Annotated in this window: 16 protein-coding genes; 11 read left to right on the top strand and 5 right to left on the bottom strand. The window is 73.9% G+C overall.

All coding sequences use genetic code 11. The annotated features are described in order from the left end of the window. Positions 1 to 31 precede the first annotated feature (31 nt). The 4 genes from ACQP1P_RS30535 to ACQP1P_RS30520 all read left to right on the top strand — a co-directional run bounded on the left by ACQP1P_RS30535 (position 32) and on the right by ACQP1P_RS30520 (position 4,696). On the top strand, positions 32 to 1,933 hold the full coding sequence (locus tag ACQP1P_RS30535) for an RICIN domain-containing protein (RefSeq protein ID WP_433075991.1): 1,902 nt from the start codon (positions 32 to 34) through the stop codon (positions 1,931 to 1,933). A gap of 324 nt (positions 1,934 to 2,257) precedes the next feature. Next, positions 2,258 to 2,536, top strand: coding sequence for a GlsB/YeaQ/YmgE family stress response membrane protein (locus ACQP1P_RS30530; RefSeq protein ID WP_433075989.1), 279 nt, complete (start codon positions 2,258 to 2,260; stop codon positions 2,534 to 2,536). Between the two features lie 79 nt (positions 2,537 to 2,615). After that, positions 2,616 to 3,197 carry a GNAT family N-acetyltransferase gene (locus ACQP1P_RS30525; protein WP_433075987.1) on the top strand — a complete coding sequence of 194 codons (582 nt, stop codon included), beginning with the start codon at positions 2,616 to 2,618 and terminating at the stop codon, positions 3,195 to 3,197. Positions 3,198 to 3,292: 95 nt separating this feature from the next. Further along, positions 3,293 to 4,696 carry an ISNCY family transposase gene (locus tag ACQP1P_RS30520; RefSeq protein WP_433075985.1) on the top strand — a complete coding sequence of 468 codons (1,404 nt, stop codon included), beginning with the start codon at positions 3,293 to 3,295 and terminating at the stop codon, positions 4,694 to 4,696. Between the two features lie 87 nt (positions 4,697 to 4,783). On the opposite strand, the gene ACQP1P_RS30515 is transcribed toward ACQP1P_RS30520, so the two are convergent. The 4 genes from ACQP1P_RS30515 to ACQP1P_RS30500 form a co-directional block, all read right to left on the bottom strand. After that, positions 4,784 to 6,697 (bottom strand): DNA polymerase ligase N-terminal domain-containing protein, encoded by a 1,914-nt coding sequence (locus tag ACQP1P_RS30515; protein ID WP_433075983.1) that lies wholly within the window; start codon positions 6,695 to 6,697, stop codon positions 4,784 to 4,786. A 718-nt stretch (positions 6,698 to 7,415) separates the two neighbouring features. Next, positions 7,416 to 8,258 carry a YunG family protein gene (locus ACQP1P_RS30510; protein ID WP_433075981.1) on the bottom strand — a complete coding sequence of 281 codons (843 nt, stop codon included), beginning with the start codon at positions 8,256 to 8,258 and terminating at the stop codon, positions 7,416 to 7,418. A gap of 548 nt (positions 8,259 to 8,806) precedes the next feature. Further along, complete coding sequence (locus ACQP1P_RS30505) at positions 8,807 to 9,109, bottom strand: hypothetical protein (protein ID WP_433075979.1); 303 nt, start codon at positions 9,107 to 9,109, stop codon at positions 8,807 to 8,809. Positions 9,110 to 9,122: 13 nt separating this feature from the next. Further along, entirely contained in the window at positions 9,123 to 9,335 is a 213-nt protein-coding gene (locus ACQP1P_RS30500; protein ID WP_433075977.1) for a PspC domain-containing protein, read from the bottom strand. Positions 9,336 to 9,472: 137 nt separating this feature from the next. Between ACQP1P_RS30500 and ACQP1P_RS30495 the strand changes: the two genes are divergently transcribed. From ACQP1P_RS30495 to ACQP1P_RS30475, 5 genes are all read left to right on the top strand, one after another. Then, positions 9,473 to 11,356 (top strand): SpoIIE family protein phosphatase, encoded by a 1,884-nt coding sequence (locus ACQP1P_RS30495; RefSeq protein WP_433075975.1) that lies wholly within the window; start codon positions 9,473 to 9,475, stop codon positions 11,354 to 11,356. A 22-nt stretch (positions 11,357 to 11,378) separates the two neighbouring features. Beyond that, positions 11,379 to 12,524: an aminoglycoside phosphotransferase family protein gene (locus ACQP1P_RS30490; RefSeq protein ID WP_433075973.1), complete on the top strand. Its 1,146-nt coding sequence runs from the start codon at positions 11,379 to 11,381 to the stop codon at positions 12,522 to 12,524. A gap of 93 nt (positions 12,525 to 12,617) precedes the next feature. Further along, positions 12,618 to 12,821 (top strand): heavy-metal-associated domain-containing protein, encoded by a 204-nt coding sequence (locus ACQP1P_RS30485; protein WP_433075971.1) that lies wholly within the window; start codon positions 12,618 to 12,620, stop codon positions 12,819 to 12,821. A 3-nt stretch (positions 12,822 to 12,824) separates the two neighbouring features. Beyond that, entirely contained in the window at positions 12,825 to 13,661 is an 837-nt protein-coding gene (locus ACQP1P_RS30480) for a hypothetical protein (RefSeq protein WP_433075969.1), read from the top strand. Beyond that, positions 13,658 to 15,838: a heavy metal translocating P-type ATPase gene (locus tag ACQP1P_RS30475; protein ID WP_433075967.1), complete on the top strand. Its 2,181-nt coding sequence runs from the start codon at positions 13,658 to 13,660 to the stop codon at positions 15,836 to 15,838. Before ACQP1P_RS30480 ends, ACQP1P_RS30475 begins: the two co-directional genes overlap by 4 nt. A gap of 337 nt (positions 15,839 to 16,175) precedes the next feature. On the opposite strand, the gene ACQP1P_RS30470 is transcribed toward ACQP1P_RS30475, so the two are convergent. After that, the gene (locus tag ACQP1P_RS30470) at positions 16,176 to 16,718 is read right to left on the bottom strand and encodes a DUF6939 family protein (protein WP_433075965.1); all 543 of its coding nucleotides are present in this window, start codon (positions 16,716 to 16,718) and stop codon (positions 16,176 to 16,178) included. A 594-nt stretch (positions 16,719 to 17,312) separates the two neighbouring features. Between ACQP1P_RS30470 and ACQP1P_RS30465 the strand changes: the two genes are divergently transcribed. Beyond that, positions 17,313 to 17,783, top strand: a complete 471-nt coding sequence (locus ACQP1P_RS30465) for an ATP-binding protein (RefSeq protein ID WP_433075963.1) — start codon at positions 17,313 to 17,315, stop codon at positions 17,781 to 17,783. 64 nt (positions 17,784 to 17,847) lie between these two features. After that, positions 17,848 to 18,228 (top strand): STAS domain-containing protein, encoded by a 381-nt coding sequence (locus ACQP1P_RS30460; RefSeq protein ID WP_433075962.1) that lies wholly within the window; start codon positions 17,848 to 17,850, stop codon positions 18,226 to 18,228. Positions 18,229 to 18,240: the final 12 nt, after the last annotated feature.

Below are 18,240 nucleotides of genomic sequence, written 5' to 3'. Positions count from 1 at the left end.
CTGCGCCCCCACCCACCGAAGGAGCACCGCCATGCGCCTGCGTCTGCTGGCGATGGGCACGGCCGCCACCGTGCTCGTCGCCGGCGTGGCCTACGTCGTCGCCCGACCCGCGCCCGCGCTCGCCGCCACCTCGGCGAACGTGTGGCTGACGACCCCGGACCGCGCCAACCTGCTCGCCCAGAAGAGCGCCATCCCATTCGGTACCGCGGGCAGCGGCGCCGTCATCACCGTGAACCCGAACACCACCTACCAGTCGATGGTCGGCTTCGGCGCCTCGCTGACCGACGCCAGCGCCTACCTCATCTTCAACTCCCCGGCCCGCAACACGGTCATGAACAACCTGTTCAGCCCGTCCTCCGGCATCGGGCTGAACTGGCTGCGGCAGCCGTTCGGCGCCTCCGACTTCTCGCGGAGCTTCTACAGCTACGACGACGGCTCGGCCGACCCGAGCCTGTCGCGCTTCTCCGTCTCGCACGACCAGGCCTACATCCTGCCCCTGCTCACCCAGGCGAAGTCGATCAACCCGCAGGTGCAGGTCATGGGCGTGCCGTGGAGCGCGCCGGGCTGGATGAAGACCAACGGCAACATGGTCGGCGGCTCGCTGTCGACCGGCTACGAGGGCGCCTTCGGCGACTACCTGGTCAAGTCGGTCCAGGCGTACCAGGCGGCCGGGGTGGCGATCCAGTACCTGTCGATCCAGAACGAGCCGCAGTTCTCCCCGCCCGGCTACCCCGGCATGCTCATGCAGTCCGACCAGCAGGTCCGCGTCATCAACTCGCTCGCCCCGAAGCTGGCCGCGGCCGGGACCGGCACGAAGATCCTGGCCTGGGACCACAACTGGGACAACACGTCGTTCCCGCAGCAGGTGCTCGCCGGCGCCGGCAACAACGTGGCGGGCACCGCGTGGCACTGCTACGGCGGCACCCCGAGCGGGCAGACGACCGTGCACAACGCGTACCCGAACAAGGACGTCTTCTTCACCGAGTGCTCCGGCACCGAGTCGGGCAACACGTTCGCGGACTCGCTGCTGTGGCAGGGCCGCAACCTCGCGATCGGCGCGACCCGCAACTGGGCCAGGACGGTCACGACGTGGAACATGGCCCTGGACGCCAACCACGGCCCGGTGATCGGCTCGTGCACCAACTGCACGGGCGTGGTGACCGTCAACGGCGGCACCATCACGTACAACGCCGAGTACTACGTGCTTGGGCACCTCGCGAAGTTCGTCAAGCCGGGCGCGGTCCGCATCGACTCGACGAACCAGGGCCAGGGCGGCATCGAGAACGTCGCCTTCCGCAACCCGGACGGCTCGATCGTGCTCGTGGCGGTCAACTCCGGCGGGGCGCAGAACTTCCAGGTCTCCTTCGGCGGCTCCTCGTTCGGCACGAACCTCCCGGCCGGGGCCATGGCCACCTTCACGTGGCCGGGCGGCACCGTCACCCCGACCTCGAACCCGCCCACCACCGGCGGCGGGGGCGGCCAGCCCAGCACCGCCGCGTGGTACCAGGTGATCAACACCAACAGCGGCAAGTGCCTCGACGACACCGGCTGGGGCACGGCCAACGGCACCGCGCTGCAGCAGTGGTCGTGCGCCAGCCCGGCCGCGACGAACCAGCAGTGGCAGTTCCGCTCGGTCGGCGGCGGCTACTACAACGTCGTGAACCGCTACGCGACCGGCCTGTCGTGGGACGTCAACGGCGGCACCGGCGCGACCGGCGACGGGGCGCAGGTGCACCTGTGGTCCTACGGCGGCGCCACGAACCAGCAGTGGCAGGCGGTCGCGAACGGCGACGGGTCGTACCGTTTCATCGCCCGCAACAGCGGCAAGTGCCTGGACGTGCAGGACGTGTCGACGGCTGACGGGGCGCAGGTGCAGCAGTGGTCGTGCACCGGCGGCCCGGCCCAGTCCTTCCGGCTGGTCGCCCAGTCCTAGTCGTCCCGGGCTGTCGCATCTGCAGGGTATATGTCGGATTCTGCTGCGGCAGTGCGGGCATGGCGCCGGTCGCGGGCCGTGGATGCGGCCGGCGCCATACCCGCCGTGTCGTGCCGTCCCCCGCGGCCACCGGGGGAGGTCACCTGGCTGCCGGTGAGCTTGTGCGATCGCGTGCTTCGCTTCCGGTACCACCAGTCTCAGCAGGCGCCTCCCGGCACGCCGCCGATTTTCCCGGAAGCCACCCGATCGATGTCGTGTTTGGTGCGCCCGGCCGAGGGGCATCAATGAGTCGACCGGAAAACGAAGAGTCTTCGAGGAGGAGCAGTGACTGTCACCGGAATCATCACGGCGCTCATCGTCGGTCTGATCGTCGGTGCGCTGGGTCGGCTGGTGGTTCCCGGCCGACAGAGCATGTCGATCCTGGTCACGATGGTCGTCGGCGTCATCGCCGCGCTGCTGGGCACCGTGGTCGCCAACGCCATCGGCATCTCCACCGACACCCCGGGTGTCGACTGGGGCGAGCTGCTGGTCCAGGTCGTGCTCGCGGCGGTCGGTGTGGCGCTCGTCGCCGGCCTGAGCGGCCGCAGCCGGCGGGCTCTGTAACCAGTACCGCCTCACGCGAACCTCACGGTCTCCGGCCCGCACGGGCCGGAGACCGTTGCGTCTGCGTACAGTGCGGGACATGGCCACCGTCCCCCCGTATCCGGTGCGCATCGAACTCGCGGACCTGGTGCTGCGCGCACCCGTGGACGCCGACGAGCCGGCGATCGCCGCGGCGTTCACCGATCCGCTCCTGCTGCGATGGAGCCCACCCCCGCCCGGCACCGACGTGCTGACCTGGATCCGCCAGCGCGCGGACTGGTCGAGCGGCACGCGGGTCGGCTGGGTGGTGTCCGACCCCGGCGACGGCCCGGTGCTGGGAACGGTCTCGGTGCGCGTCGACGCCGCGATGGACCACGGCATGATCGGCTACTGGACCGTCCCCGGGGCCAGGGGCCGGGGCATCGCCACCCGGGCCGTGCGCGCCGCCGCGCGGTTCGCCTTCGACACGGTCGGCCTGCACCGGATCGAACTGTGCCACGCGGTGGACAACCCGGGCTCGTGCCGGGTCGCCGAGAGCGCGGGCTTCCCCTTGGAGGGCGTGCTGCGTCAGTCGTACCGCTACGGCGACGGCGATCGCCACGACGAACACCTGCACGCGAAGCTGCGCACCGACCCCGACCAGGGCTGGATCAAGGCTAATTACTTCGACCTGAAAAAGTAGATTGATGGTTGTCGGCGTGTCCGGCTATGCCGGGCACGCCGGGGTGTCACCATGTTCGGTGACAGGAAGTCGTTGGCGCGCAAGGGATTGCGGTCATGCTGCGGACACGGAACGTGCAGCCGTCGTTGTGGGAGTCGGTGCTGCCGGAGGTGTGCCTGCGGCTGCCGGCGGAGCTGGAACGGGTTGATGCGTGGCTGGACGACGAGCGTTTCCTGGTCCCGTTCGTGCCGCACTTCTCGCCGCGGATGGGTCGGCCGAGCGTGCCGATGGAGACGTATCTGCGGTTGATGTTCCTCAAGCATCGCTACCAGTTGGGCTATGAGTCGCTGTGTGCTGAGGTGTCCGACTCGATCTCGTGGCGGCGGTTCTGCCGGATCGATATCGACGGCCGGGTGCCGCACCCGACGACGCTGATGAAGATCACCACCCGGTGCGGGGAGCAGGCGGTGGCCGCGCTCAACGAGGAATTGCTCGCCACGGCGGTCGAGGCCAGGGTGGTGAAGACGGGAAAAGTCCGCGCCGACACCACCGTGGTGTCGGCGAACGTGCAGTACCCGACCGACTCCGGTCTGCTGGCGAGGGCGGTGGTGAAGATCGGCCGGCTGGTGACGCGGATCAAGACCGTCGGCGCGGCACCCCGTACGACGTTCCGCGACCGTAGTCGCGCCGCCGCCCGGCGGGTCCGGGCGATCGCGTTGAGCTTGCACTTGCGCGGTGCGGCAGCCCGCGAGGAGGCCCACCGCACCGTCACCCGGATCACCGGTGAACTGGCCGGTCTGCTCGACCAGACCGCCGCTGAAGCCTCGGCAGTGCTGCGCAACGCCCGCCGGTCGCTGCCCCGCACGACCGGACGGGCCCGGGGCCGGCTGCACCGGGCCGTCAACGAACTCGACACGCTCCTCACCCGGGCAGCGCAGGTGGTCGCCCAGACCCGCACCCGCCTCGACGGCGGCAAACCGGACTCGGCCACCCGCCTCGTCAGCCTCCACGACCCCCAGGCCAGACCGATCCGCAAAGGACGCATCGACCGGCCCGTCGAGTTCGGCTACAAAGCCCAGGTCCTCGACAACACCGACGGCATCGTCCTGGACCACACCGTCGAACTCGGCAACCCACCCGACGCGCCGCAACTGGAACCGGCGATCCGCCGCATTCACCACCGCACCGGCCGCATCCCCCGCGCCGTCGCCGCCGACCGCGGCTACGGCGAAGCCGCCATCGAAACCCGGCTCCACAACCTGGGCGTCCACACCGTCGCGATACCCCGCAAAGGCACCACCGGCGCCACCCGCCGCCAGCACGAACAACGACCGGCGTTCCGGAACCTCGTCAAATGGCGCACCGGCTGCGAAGGCCGCATCAGCCACCTCAAACACCGCTACGGCTGGAACCGCACCCGGCTCGCCACCCTGACCGGCGCCCGAATCTGGTGCGGACACGGCATCTTCGCCCACAACCTCACCAAAATCACCCGCCTGGCCGCCGCCCAGGCCGCATGACCCACCCTCACAGACCCAGCGGCCAACTGCTGCCCACGGGCCAGCCGTGGGCAGCGCAGCCACATCTACTTTTTCAGGTCGAAGTAATTAGGTGAGGGGCGGCAGCGACTGCTGGGTGTGCAGTACGGGCGAGAAGAGATCGCCATGCGTGGACAGCCGCTCGCCGATGGTGCGGATGGTGAACCCGTCCGGGCGCAGGGCGGGGTCGTCGAGCTCGTCCCAGGCGATCGGCGCGGAGACCGGCGCACCGGCGGCGGGGCGCGGGCTGTAGGGCGCCACGAGCGTCTTGTTCACCGCGTTCTGCGTGAAGTCCAGCCGCGCCCGGCCGCCCCGCTCGGCCTTCTCCCACGCCCAGCTCACGAGGTCGGGCACGACCGCGCCGATCGAGCGCGACAGCCCCTCGACCCACGCGCGCGTCTCGGCGAACCCGGGCCCGCGGGCGATCGGCACCCAGATCTGGATCCCGCGCCGCCCGCTGACCTTGGCCCGGGCCTCGACCCCGAGATGCTCGAACGCGGTGCGGTGCAGCCGGGCCAGCACGAGCAGATCCTCCCAAGCGGTGCCGTCACCGGGATCGAGGTCGACGAGGGCGTACGACGGGCTGCCCGGATGGTCCACTGTGGACGTCCATGGGTGCCATTCGAGGCCGCCGTAGTTCGCCGCCCACACGAGCGCGGCGGGCTCGTCCGCCACCAGGTACTCGGTGCCGGACCCCGGCTCCCGCCACCGCGTCAGCCACTGCGGCGCGTGCGCCGGGAGCGCCTTCTGCCAGAACCCGGGCGCGTGCGAACCGTTCGGGAACCGGTGCAGGTTGAGCGCGCGCCCGGCGAGATAGGGCACCATGGTCGGCGCGATCCTCGCCGTGTACCGCAGCAGCTCCCGCTTCGTCACCGCCCCCTCGTCGCCACGCCCGGGGAACAGCACCTTGCCGAGATTGGTGACCCGCAGCCGGCGCCCGTACACCTCCCACGTGCCGTTCTCGCCGATCGCGTCGAGCCCGGCCTCGTGACGCAGCGATTCGAAGTCCTCGATCGCACTGCCCGCCGCGCGTTCGTGTTCGCGCTCACGTCCCGCTGCCGCAACTTCCGCGCGTTCGTGTTCGCGCTCGCGTCCTGCTGCCGCAACTTCCGCGCGTTCGTGTTCGCGCTCGCGTCCTGCTGCCGCAACTTCCGCGCGTTCGTGTTCGCGCTCGCGTCCTGCTGCCGCAACTTCCGCACGATCGTGTTCGCGTTCACGTCCCGCTGCCGCAACTTCCGCACTCGGGCGCTCATGCACGCTTGCGCGAGCGCCCTCGTCCATTCGCTCACGCGTGGCGGCGTGTCCGTCCGTACTCTTGCGTGCCCGGGTGTTCGAGCGCCCGGTCCGGTCCGTGTGCCCGGTCCGGTTCGCGTGCCCGGTCCGGTTCGCGTGCCCGGTCTGGTTCGCGTGTTCGGTTTCGTTCGTGTGCTCGGGTTTGCGCGTTCGCTCGGCTGCCTGGAGCCGGACGGCCGCGCGTTCGGCGGGCAGATCGGAGCGCCACTCCCACTCGGGGTCGGCCTTCACCTCGTCGCTGGAGCGTCCACTGAGGACGGAGAGCGGATGCTCACCCGGCTCCCACCCGGCGACCGCGTGCTCGTCGCGCTTCTTGAGCAGCAGCCACTCGTCACGGCGCGTACGCACGATGACGAACCGGCCGCGCAGCTTCTCCCCGAAGAGCTCGATGTGCAGTTCCCCGGCGTCGAGCGCGGCCCCCGGATCCGGGTCCTTGTAGGGCACCCATTCGCCGGTGTCCCACACGATCACGTCTCCGCCCCCGTACGTGCCGGCCGGGATCACACCCTCGAACGCGACGTACTCCATCGGATGGTCCCCGACCTTGAAAGCCGCCCGGCGCACCTTCGGGTCGAGGGTCGGGCCCTTGGGCACCGCCCAGCTGACGAGCGCCCCGTCGACCTCGAGCCGGAAGTCGTAGTGCAACCGCCGGGCTCGGTGCAGCTGCACCACGAACCGCAATTCGGACACCCACCCAGTGTCGCGCACCCTGGCCCTTCGCCTCTGCTCGTTACCGCAGTCGCGTGATGGGCGGGTCGTGAACGGGGGTGTGCGGCGGGTGGCGGCTCGCCGCGCTACGCGCCGGGTGACGGATGGGCGGCCCTTGCGGCGGCTCACCGTGCTCATGGCGGTCACGGCGGTCACGGCGGTCACGGCGGTCACGGCGGTCGCGGTGCCGGCGGGCCGCGCGGTGGCTCGTGGTGCGGTCGGGGCCGTGCGGCGGCTCCCGGCATGGGCGGGCTGTGGGACGGCTCGCGGGGCGCGTGGCGGTCGCGGTGTGGGCACGCCGTGCGGTGGCTCGTGGTGCGGTCGGGCCGTGCGGCGGCGGGCGTGTCCCGAGGACCGCATTTCGCCGCGCTGTTGCGGCTGAGGGAGACGGTGCCGGAGGCCATGACTCGTATCGGCCATCGGCACCAAGGCCGTGCGTGCGAAGGCCGTGCGTGTCAAGGCCGTGCGTGTCAAGGCCGTGCGCGTCAGGGCTTTGCGTGCCAGGGCCGTGCGCGTCGCGGCTCTGCGCGCCAAGGCCCCGCGCGCCGAGGCCCCTGCACGGCAAGGCCCCGCCCGCCACGGGCCGGGCGCTCTCCAGGCGGTGGCGGCGGATGGCTCCGCCGCCTGCCGAGCGGTGTGCGGGGCGGCGCGCCCGGCGGCTTCTGATCAGCTCCCGTCGGCGCGCCGTCGTCGGAGAGTGTCAGGCCGAGGTCGTGCGGCGGGCGGCGGTCTCGGCTCGGACCGGGCTCGCGCGGCTGCTTTTGATCAGCGCCTGCAGGCACACGGCCGCCGTCGGGGACAGGTCGGTCGCGGACAGGTCGTCGGCCAGGATGCCCGCGTCGCCCAGGTCGTGGCGGCCCGCCAGGACCGTCAGCTCCACGTGGGGCGCCCGGCCCGTCACGTCCGGCAGGGTGCCGTGCCAGTGGTGGTGGAGGCGGTCCGTGTATTCGATGCCGGCCTCCTCCGCCAGGGCGCGCCGCGCGGCCTCCTCCGCCAGGCCGCGGCGGGTGAAGGCGTTGGTGGCGGGGTCGACGGGCTGGATGCGCGCGACCGGGGGCGCCCACTGGCCGGGCTCGAAGGCGGCGGTGGGGGAGCGGCGGCGCAGCAGTACCGCACCCGCTGGATCGACCAGCAGCGCCATGGCCAGCCGCAGGGGTGGCGCGGCCTGGTCGGGGGCCGGCAGGCGGCCCAGGGCGGTGAGCACGCGGTGGCGCAGGATCGCGTGCTGGCCCCGGCAGCGGTTCGGCGGTCCCTCGGGCGGGACCACGACGGTGCCCGGGGTGACGAGTTCGCCGGGGCGGAACTGGTCGCGGGTCAGGTCGAGCTCGGTGCCGTCGGGGAGGCGGTTCCAGTAGTGGACGCCGGCCGGTTCCCCGCCGGCGGTGACCCGGCCGAGGAGCAGGTCGCCGCCGAGGACCTCGCGCACGACCAGGGCGGTTGTGCCGCACTGGCCGCGGGACGGGTTGCCGGGGTGCCAGTCGGCGAGGTCGGACGGGTCGCATGTCTCGGGACCCCAGGAGCGCAGCAGGAGGGGGAGCAACATGGCCGCATCATGCCGGAGGGGTACGACAAAAACGCATCTCCGCAGCTCAGGAGGCTAGCAACCCGACAAATCCGCCGTCAGGGTATAAATCCGAAAAGTTCGATCACGAAGTGTCGGACTTTTCGGCAGGCCGACCCGCACGGCACACGATCCCCGCCCGCCTCGCGCGAAGCGCGGCAGCGGGCCGGCGGCGGTGAACGCGGCGGTAGACGGGCTCAGGGTGTGCGGACAGGCGGCCGGTCGGCCGTTCGAGCCGAGCATCCACCGGCATGGGCCCCAATTGTTGACAGCCCGCGACGAACACGCCGAGCCAAGGACGGCGGAGCACTGTCAGTTGCCCACCGGACGTGCTGAGCCGACCAAGCCGGAGCAATGCCAGTTGCCACCGGACACGCTGAGCCGACCAAGCCGGAGGAATGCCAGTTGCCACCGGACACGCTGAGCCGACCAGGCCGGAGCAATGCCAGTTGCCACCGGACACGCTGAGTCGACCGAGACGGAGCAACGTCAGCGGCGACGCGCCGGTCGCGCGCGAAGCGTGGCGAACATCAGCCCTCGGCGTGCCAGCGGCGAAACAGCGCCAGCTTCTCGCCGGCCCGCTCGCCCACCGCCGGCCCCAGCGCATTCGTCTCCGTGAAGAAGGTGACGGCCGCGATCACGTCCGCGCACTCCTCGATGAGCCGCGCCCGCAGGTCGGTGCCGTCGTAGTAGGTCTCGCGGCCCGAGGCGCCGACGAGCTTCGCCAGGATCTGCACGAGCTCGCCGGCCTCCTCGGCCAGTTTGGCCAGGCCCGGCCAGGTCGTGGAGCCGATCTCGTACGGGCCGGCCGGAGGGTGGGCGCGATCAGTCACGCCGGCAGCGTAGTCACACCTCGGACGGCATGAGGATCCACAGGATCGGGTAGACGAGGATCTGGCTGCCGGGGATGATCAGCAGCGCCAGGACGAACAGCAGGCGCGCCATCCACGGGTCGAGGCCGAAGCGCCGGCCGAGGCCCGCGCACACGCCGCCGAGGAGCCGGCCGTGCATCGGCCGGACGAGACCCTGCCGGCGCATCGAGCCGTACACGCTGTCCATTGTCGTTCTCCTATCGCGATCGGGGTACTACCAGCATCGGCGCGCCGGCACCCCAGCCGCATCAGGGGACAGCCCCGGCAAGCCCCTGACAAAGGTCCAGGTGTGTCGACCGGCGCCCGCCTGACAGGATGGGCGGCATGGATCCCGATCCGATCCGTTCCGCGGTCGAGCAGGCGCCCTTCGTCCTGCTCGTCGCCGAGGGTCCCCAGCTGCGGATTCTCGGCGTCAGCCGGGCCACGCTGGCGATGACCGGCGAGCGGGACGTCATCGGGCGTCCGCTGCGCGAGGCGCTGTCCGATCTCGCCGGGCAGGGCTGGCTCGACGCCTACGACGAGGTGTACCGCACCGGCGTCCCCGTCGCCGGCCAGCGCTGGCGGGCCCATCTGACCCAGCCGGACGGCTCGGTCCGCGAGTTCTACGCCGATTTCAGCATCAACCCGTGGCTGGGTCCGGACGGCACGGTCCGAGGCGTGATCGCCGGCGGCATCGACGTCACCGAGATCGTCCAGGCCCGCCTGGTGGCCGAGCGGGACGCGGACGACCTGCGGGAACAGTACCGTCAGGCCCGCGACGTCGTCGACGCGCTCCAGCAGGCCCTGCTGCCCCGCGGGCTGCCCCTGCTGCCGGGCGCCCGGGTCGCGGCGAGCTACCTGCTGGCCGGGACCGGGACGGCCGCCGGGGGCGACTGGTTCGACGCGGTACCGCGCGCGAGCGGCACCCTCGCGCTCGTCGTCGGCGACGTGGTCGGCCACGGGGTCACCGCCTCGGGCGTGATGGGCCAGCTGCGGGCCGTGCTGCAGGACCGCCTCGACGACGGCGCCGGCCCGGCCGAGGCCCTCGCCGCCGCCGACCGGTTCGCGCGCCGGGTGCCCGGGGCCCGGGCCGCGACCGTCTGCGTCGCGGTGCTGGACACCGCCGGCGGTGCCGTGCAGTACTGCACCGCCGGCCACCCGCCCCCGCTGCTCGTCACCGCCGCCGGGGAGCCGCGCTTCCTGGCCCCGTCGGGTGCCGGCCCGCTCGGCACGGGCGGCACCTTCCCCGTCGCCACCGAGCGGCTGGACGTCGGCGACGTGCTGCTGCTGTACAGCGACGGCATCGTCGAGCGCCCCGGCCGCACGCTCGCCGCCGCCTCCGACGAGTTCGCCCGGGTCGCGGCCGACGCCGTCGCCGGGCGCGCCCTGCACGCGCCCGACGTGCCCCCGGCCGAGCGCGCCTGCACCCAGACCGTCGAGCTGCTCGTGCGGAGCACCGGCTACCGCGACGACATCACGCTGCTCGCCGCGCAGCGCACGGCCCCCGTCGAGCCGATGCACACCGACGTCCCCGCCGACCTGACCCGCCTCGGCGCCCTGCGCAAGACGCTCGGCTCCTGGCTCGAGACCGTCGCGGTGACCGGGGAGGACGCGTTCGCCGTCCAGCACGCGGTCGGCGAGCTGGCCACGAACGCGGTCGAGCACGCCCCGCCCGGCGGCACCGTCGCCGTCACCGCCCGCCTCACGCCGCTCGGGGTCGCCGAGATCACGGTGGCGGGCCCGGGCCCGTGGCGCGAACCGCGGAGGGTCTCCGAGCGCGGCCGCGGCCTGGCCCTGTCCTCGCAGCTCGTGGACGAGCTCACGGTGGATCGTTCCGGCCGCGGTACCGTGGCGACGCTCCGCCACCGCCTCACCCGCCCCGCCGCCCTGCTCGGCGCGGCCGGACCCGCGCCCGCCGGCGTCGCGGAGCCGGACGAGGAGATGTCCATTGTGGACTCCGAGGACGCCGCGACGGTCCTCGTCGCCGGCCCGCTCGATGCCGCGACGGCCGAGCGGCTGCAGCACGAGCTGCTGTACCGCTCGCGCGGCGGCACGGTGCCGCTGACCGCCGACCTGTCCGGCGTGACCCACCTGGCCAGCGCCGGGGTCGCGGCCCTGCACGCGATCGCGGCCCGGCACCGGGCCCACGACACCGCGCTCACGCTGCTGGCCCCGCCCGGCAGCCCGGCCCGGCACGTGCTGGCCCTGGTCGCACTCCCGCACACCTGACCGCTCCGCGCCGGAGGTACCGATGATCACGCCCGCGCTCCGGCGCAACGTCACCGCCACGTGGGGCGAGCCCGGCGCCCGCTGGCTCGACGCGCTGCCCGAGACCGTCGCCGCCGTGGCGGGCGACTGGGGGCTGAGCGTCGGGGCGCCGTTCGACCTGTCGTACCACTACGTCGCGGCGGCCACCACCGCCGACGGCGAGCCGGCGGTGCTCAAGCTCGGCGTGCCGGGCGGCGGGTCGCTGGAGGAGGAGTCGCGGGCGCTCGCGGCGTTCGGCGGGCGGGGCGCGGTACACCTGCTGCGCTCGGATCTGGGGCGCGGTGCCCTGCTGATCGAGCGCGCCGAGCCGGGCGAGCGGGCCCGCGACCGGCCCGACGCCGAGGCGACCGCGGCCGTGGCCGATGCCATGCGCGCCCTGCACGTGCCCGTGCCGGACCGTCCGGCGCCCGGCCGCGCGGCGCCCGGCCGTCCGGCGATCGCGGCCGTGGCCGATGCCATGCGCGCCCCGCACGCGCCGGGCCCGGACCGTTCCGCGCCGCCGGTGCCGGGCCGTTCCGCGCTGCCGGTGCCGGGCCGTCCCGTGCCGCCGGTGCCGGAGCGTCCGGCGATCGCGGCGGTGGCCGACGCCATGCGCGCCCCGCACGCGCCCGCTGCGGTTGCGGCCGCGGCGCCCGTGCTGCCGGACGTGCTCGGGCAGGTGCGCGCGTTCGACGCCCACCTGGCCCGGTTCCCCGGCGACGACCCGCTGCCGCGCGCGTTCGTGTCCACCGCGGCCGGGCTCATGCGCGAGCTGTGCGCGTCGGCCCCGTCCCGGGTGCTCCTGCACGGCGACCTGCACCACGACAACCTGCTGTCCGCGCGGCGGGCCCGCTGGCTGGCGATCGACCCGCACGGGCTGAGCGGCGACCCGGGGTACGAGATCGGCTCCTGGCTGTTCAACCCCGACCCCGGCAACCGCGACCCGGCGCTGCTCGCCCTGGTGCCCGGCCGCCTCGAACAGTTCGCCGACCGGCTCGGGCAGCCGCTGGACCGCCTGGTGGCGTGGGGCTTCGTCAAGGCGGTGCTGTCGGACGTGTGGACGGCCGAGCACTGGAGCCCGGGCGACGCGCGGACCCCGGCGAGCCGCGCCCTCGACGTGGCCACGCTCCTGCGGCCGCGCCTGTCGTGACGTAGCTCGCTTGCGGCGGATACCCCCACGGGGTTTAACGTGGCGTAGGCTGAAGGTACCCCCAGGGGGTACACGACACACGAGGAGCGCGCGATGCTGACGACCTACACCGTGACCGGGATGACCTGTTCGCACTGCGTCAACGCGGTGACCGAGGAGCTCGGGCGCCTCGAGGGCGTCTCCGCCGTCGCGGTCGACCTGCCGACCGGCGCCGTGACGGTGACCAGCGACCGCCCGCTCGACCCGGCGGCGGTGCGCGAGGCCGTCGACGAGGCCGGCTACGCGGTGGCGGGCTGAGCCGTGCCCACCCTGAGCGCGCCGGCGCGGCTCGGCGCGTACGCCGCCGGGCTCGCGGGACTGTTCGCGGTCGCGTTCGGCGCGGGCCACCTGGCCGGGCCCGTCGCGCCGCCGCCCGCCCCGGCGCACGCCGACATGCGGCCGCACGCCGCCGGCCTGCCCGCGGGCCTGCAGATCGCCGAGGACGGCTATTCGCTCGTGCCGCTGGTGCCCGAGCTGCGCGACGAGTTCCGCTTCCGCGTCGACGGGCCCGACGGGCGGCCGGTCACCGCATACACCACCGCGCACGGCAAGGAGCTGCACCTCATCGTGGTACGCCGCGACCTGACCGGCTTCCGGCACCTGCACCCCGTGCGCGACGCGAGCGGGGTGTGGAGTGCGCCGGTGCCGCTCGCCGGGGCCGGGCCGTACCGCGCCTTCGCCGACTTCGTGCCCGCCGGCCGCGCCGAGGGGCTCACGCTCGGCGCCGACGTCGACGCGCCCGGCGACTACCGGCCCGTGCCGCTGCCGGCGCCGGCCCGGACCGCGAACGTCGACGGGTACACGGTCACGCTCGCCGGTGACCTGCACCCCGGGGCCGCGTCCCCGCTCGCCCTGCGCATCGAGCGCGGCGGGGCGCCGGTCACCGACCTGGAGCCGTACCTGGGCGCCTACGGGCACCTCGTCGCGCTCCGCCAGGGCGACCTCGCCTACCTGCACGTGCACCCCGAGGCGGGCGCGGCCGGGCCCGAGGTCGGGTTCACCGCGGAGGTGCCCTCGACCGGGCGGTACCGGCTCTACCTGGACTTCCAGCACGGCGGGACCGTGCACACCGCCGAGTTCACCGCGGAGGCGAGATGAGCACCGTGCAGCGCATCGAGCTGTCGATCGGCGGCATGACCTGCGCCTCGTGCGCGTCGCGGATCGAGAAGCGGCTCAACCGCCTCGACGGGGTCACCGCCTCGGTGAACTACGCGACCGAGACGGCGAGCGTGCGGTACCCGGCGACGGTCACGCCGGCCGACCTGGTCGCGACGGTCGAGCGGACCGGCTACACGGCCGCGTTCGCCGAGCCGGCCGCGCCGCCGGCCGGCGAGCCGCGCGACGAGCTCGCCGACCTGCGGACCCGCCTGTTCGTCACCGCGGCGCTCAGCATCCCGGTCATCGTGCTGGCGATGGTGCCCGCGTGGCAGTTCACCTTCTGGCAGTGGGCCTCGCTCACGCTCGCCGCGCCCGTCGTCGTCTACGGCGGCTGGCCGTTCCACCGCGCCGCGCTCGTGAACCTGCGGCACGGGGCCGCCACGATGGACACGCTGGTCTCCGTCGGTACCCTGGCCGCCTTCGGCTGGTCGCTGTGGGCGCTGTTCCTCGGCAGCGCGGGCGAGCCCGGGATGACCCACCCGTTCACGTTCGCGATCGAGCGCACCGACGGCAGCGGCGACATCTACCTCGAGGCCGCCGCCGGCGTGACCCTGTTCCTGCTCGCCGGGCGGTACTTCGAGGCCCGCGCCAAGCGCCGCGCCGGCTCCGCGCTGCGCATGGTGCTCGAGCTCGGGGCCAAGGACGCCGCGGTCCTGCGCGACGGCGCCGAGCACCGCGTGCCGGTCGCGCGGCTGCGGGTCGGGGACCGGTTCGTGGTGCGGCCGGGGGAGAAGATCGCCACCGACGGCATCGTGGAGGAGGGCAGCTCCGCGGTCGACGCGAGCCTGCTCACCGGCGAGTCCGTGCCGGTCGAGGTCGGCCCGGGCGCCGCCGTCACCGGCGCGACCGTCAACGCCGGCGGCCGCCTGCTCGTGCGGGCCACCCGCGTCGGCGCCGACACCCAGCTCGCCCGCATGGCCGAGCTCGTCCGGCAGGCCCAGAGCGGCAAGGCCGCCGTGCAGCGCCTCGCCGACCGCATCTCCGGCGTGTTCGTGCCCGTCGTCATCGCGCTCGCCGTGGCCACGCTCGGCTTCCGGCTCGGCACCGGCGCCGGCGCCACGGCCGCGTTCACCGCCGCCGTCGCCGTGCTCATCATCGCCTGCCCGTGCGCGCTCGGCCTGGCCACGCCGACCGCGCTGCTCGTCGGCACCGGCCGCGGCGCCCAGCTCGGCGTGCTCATCAAGGGTCCCGAGGTGCTGGAGCAGACCCGGCGCGTGGACACGATCGTGCTGGACAAGACCGGCACCGTCACCACCGGCCGCCTCACGCTGCTGGCCGTCGACCCCCGCCCCGGCGAGGACGCGGCCGAGATCCTGCGGCGGGCCGGCGCGGTCGAGCACGCCTCGGAGCACCCGGTGGCCCGGGCGGTGGCCCGAGCGGCTTCCGAGGCCTCGGTACTGCCCGCCGTCACCGACTTCCGCAACGTCCCCGGCCTCGGGGTGCAGGGAACCGTCGAGGGCCGCACGGTCCTCGTCGGGCGCGCCGGTCTGCTGCGCTCCCACGGCATCGACACCGACGCCGAGGGCATCCTCGTCGCGTGGGACGGCGCCCTGCGGGGCGGCCTGCGCGTCGCGGACGCCGTGAAGCCGACGAGCGCGGAGGCGGTGCGGCGGCTGCGGTCCCTCGGCCTCACCCCCGTCCTGCTCACCGGCGACTCGCCCGAGGTGGCCCGGTCGGTCGCCGCCGAGGTCGGCATCGACGAGGTCATCGCCGGGGTGCTGCCCGAGGGCAAGGTCGCCGCGGTGCGCGACCTGCAGGCCCGCGGCCGGGTCGTGGCCATGGCCGGCGACGGCGTCAACGACGCCGCGGCCCTGGCCCAGGCCGACCTCGGCCTGGCGATGGCCACGGGCGCCGACGCGGCCATCGAGGCGGCGGACCTGACCCTGGTGCGGCCGGATCTGCTCGCGGCCGTCGACGCCATCCGCCTCGCCCGCGCGACGCTGGGCACCATCCGCGGCAACCTCTTCTGGGCCTTCGCGTACAACGTGATCGGCCTGCCGGTGGCGGCGCTCGGCCTGCTGAACCCGATGCTGGCCGGCGCGGCGATGGCGCTGTCGTCGGTGTTCGTGGTGGCCAACAGCCTGCGGCTGCGCGCCTTCCGCTCCATCGCCGCGTAGTCCCCGATCCGCCCGCCCGCCTGTCCGCCCCGCTGCGCCCGTCCGCCCCGCTCCGCCCGTCCGCCCCGCTCCGCCCGTCGGCCCCGCTGCGGCCGTCGGCCCCGCTGCGCCCGTGCACCCCCGCCGGACAGTCGTGCCGTGCGGCTCGGTGCGCGGGTGCCGCGTGGTTCCCGCGAGCGTGCGGGGCCGCCGGAGAGCCGAAGACCAGACCGCACCGCCCGCCGAGCGCACATGGGTGATCTTGCGCCGGTCGTGCCGGTCTGACGTGCGGGAACGCCGCGGTGGTGTCCTGCGGGCGGGGATCGGCCCTGACCGCCCGTCCGCGACGGCGAGCGGGTCACCCGCCGGGCCACTCGTCCAGGAGGTGCAGGCGGATCAGGGCCGCGTGGGACAGCGGCTTCGACAGGTCCGACACGTCGCCGTTGGTGGTGTAGTCCAGCAGGGCGACGGGGCCGGCGGAGGCGAGGAGGCGCAGCTGGGTCAGCTCGGCGGTGAGGTTGTGGGCGAGGACGTGGCGGTAGGCGGGCAGGTAGATGCGCCGGCGGGCGGTCTCGTAGTCCAGCAGGTCGGTGCCGTCCAGGCCGGCGCGGTGGCCGAGCACGGGGCCGTGGCGGCGCACGGTGCGCTTGAGGCCGGTCATGCGGGTGGCCTGCAGCAGGGCGCGGTCCACGTCGGCGGACGCGAAGACCTTCAGGGCCTGCCAGATCGCCTCGACGGAGGTGCCGGTGGTGCCCGGGGTCAGGGGGACGGGGATGCCGCCGTGGGGGTAGAACGGGCTGAACCTGACCCACGGGTGCGGGCCGCGTGAGGTGACGTCGACGACGGTGGCGGTGGCCGCGGCGGTGGCGTGGCGGCCATGGTGCACGACCCGGATCTCCATGACCCGCATCCTGCCCCAGGGGTACGACATTTTCCCGGCCGCAGGGCGCCGAGGCCGCTCGACGCACGGCCCCGAACCGCCGCCGGGCACGGCGCGCGAGCCGCCGCACTGCGAGGCCGGGCACCGCCGCCGCCGGGCGCAGCGCGGGAGCCGGCGCCGGGCACGGCGCGCGAGCCGCCGCAGTGCGAGGCCGGAGACCGCCGCCGGCGGGCGCGGCGCGTGAGCCGCCGCAGTGCGAGGCCGGAGACCGCCGTGCGGCGGGCGCGGCGCGTGAGCCGCCGCAGTGCGAGGCTGGAGACCGCCGCTGCGGCGGGCGCGGCGCGTGAGCCGCCGCAGTGCGAGGCTGGAGACCGCCGCCGGCGGGCGCGGCGCGTGAGCCGCCGCAGTGCTAGGCCGGGCACCGCCGCAGTGCGAGGCCGGAGACCCCCGCCGGCGGCACCCGCGGCCGCCCGGGAACACCGCCCGGCACGGCTCGGGAACGCGCTCGCGAACCCGGGTGGGAACGCGAGCGGGAACGCCCGGGAAGCGGGACCGGCACGGCCCGCAAGCGGGTGCGGTTTTCGGCGCGCGTGTGGTGGGTACGCCGTGGACGCGATGAAGGAGGAAGATGTGCCGCAGCACGACATGCGCCTGCAGTTCTCGCTCGAACTCCCGCGTGACGCCGCTCTGGTCCGCGACGCCCGCCGGACGCTCGACGGCGCCCTCGCCGGGGCCGGTGTGACCCAGGAGTGCCGCGACGACATCCGGCTCGCCCTCACCGAGGCGTGCGGAAACGTCGTGTCCCACGCCAGTCTCGCCAGCGACTATCACATCGACGTGACGGTCGAGGGCGGCGAGTGCGTGATCGAGGTCACCGACGACGGCGGCGGGTTCGACCCGGCGCGGGCGCCGGTCGCCGAACCCGTCCGGCCGGAGACGGAGCCGGGGCGGCTGGAGGAGCACGGCCGCGGGCTGCACGTGCTCGCCGCCGTGGTCGAAAAGCTGGACGTGGTCTCGGTGGAGGACACCGGCACGCTGGTGCGATTCAGCAAACACCTCCAGTGGGACCCGTCTGGACGAGAGTAATGCGACGTCCGGACGTATGCTTGCCCGGACGAACGGCCGAACACTACGGATAGTGCACGTAATCGTGACGGATGATGTCCCCGAAGACGGGGCGTGGAGAAGGGGCGGGACGCCGATGCAGGTCACCTCGACGGTCGAGGGGTCGCGCGCCGTGGTCACGGCCAGCGGCGAGCTGGACGTCGCCACCGCTCCGGAGCTACGCGCCTACCTGCACAAGGTGGTCGACGACGGCGCCACCACACTGGTCGTCGACCTCAGCGACGTCGGGTTCCTCGACTCCACCACCCTCGGCGTGCTCATCAGCGTGCACAAGCGGCTGGCCGAGTCCGGCGGCCTGGTCGAGCTGGTCATCCCGCACGCGCGGCTGCTGCGCATCTTCCAGATCACCGGGCTCGACCGGGTGTTCACCATCCACAGCTCCCTAACCGGAGCCGCTGCCCAGTGACGGCGGGCCGTA

Source organism: Dactylosporangium sp. CA-052675 (genome assembly GCF_050947935.1).
Lineage (GTDB): Bacteria > Actinomycetota > Actinomycetes > Mycobacteriales > Micromonosporaceae > Dactylosporangium.
Note: the sequence above shows the minus strand (reverse complement) of the source record. Positions and strands in the feature narration are given on the sequence as shown.

Coding starts and splice junctions, on each gene's coding strand:
- ACQP1P_RS30535 (WP_433075991.1), top strand. CDS start 32: ATGCGCCTGCGTCTGCTGGCGATGGGCACGGCCGCCACCGTGCTCGTC.
- ACQP1P_RS30525 (WP_433075987.1), top strand. CDS start 2,616: ATGGCCACCGTCCCCCCGTATCCGGTGCGCATCGAACTCGCGGACCTG.
- ACQP1P_RS30520 (WP_433075985.1), top strand. CDS start 3,293: ATGCTGCGGACACGGAACGTGCAGCCGTCGTTGTGGGAGTCGGTGCTG.
- ACQP1P_RS30510 (WP_433075981.1), bottom strand. CDS start 8,258: ATGTTGCTCCCCCTCCTGCTGCGCTCCTGGGGTCCCGAGACATGCGAC.
- ACQP1P_RS30500 (WP_433075977.1), bottom strand. CDS start 9,335: ATGGACAGCGTGTACGGCTCGATGCGCCGGCAGGGTCTCGTCCGGCCG.
- ACQP1P_RS30495 (WP_433075975.1), top strand. CDS start 9,473: ATGGATCCCGATCCGATCCGTTCCGCGGTCGAGCAGGCGCCCTTCGTC.
- ACQP1P_RS30490 (WP_433075973.1), top strand. CDS start 11,379: ATGATCACGCCCGCGCTCCGGCGCAACGTCACCGCCACGTGGGGCGAG.
- ACQP1P_RS30485 (WP_433075971.1), top strand. CDS start 12,618: ATGCTGACGACCTACACCGTGACCGGGATGACCTGTTCGCACTGCGTC.
- ACQP1P_RS30475 (WP_433075967.1), top strand. CDS start 13,658: ATGAGCACCGTGCAGCGCATCGAGCTGTCGATCGGCGGCATGACCTGC.
- ACQP1P_RS30470 (WP_433075965.1), bottom strand. CDS start 16,718: ATGGAGATCCGGGTCGTGCACCATGGCCGCCACGCCACCGCCGCGGCC.
- ACQP1P_RS30465 (WP_433075963.1), top strand. CDS start 17,313: ATGAAGGAGGAAGATGTGCCGCAGCACGACATGCGCCTGCAGTTCTCG.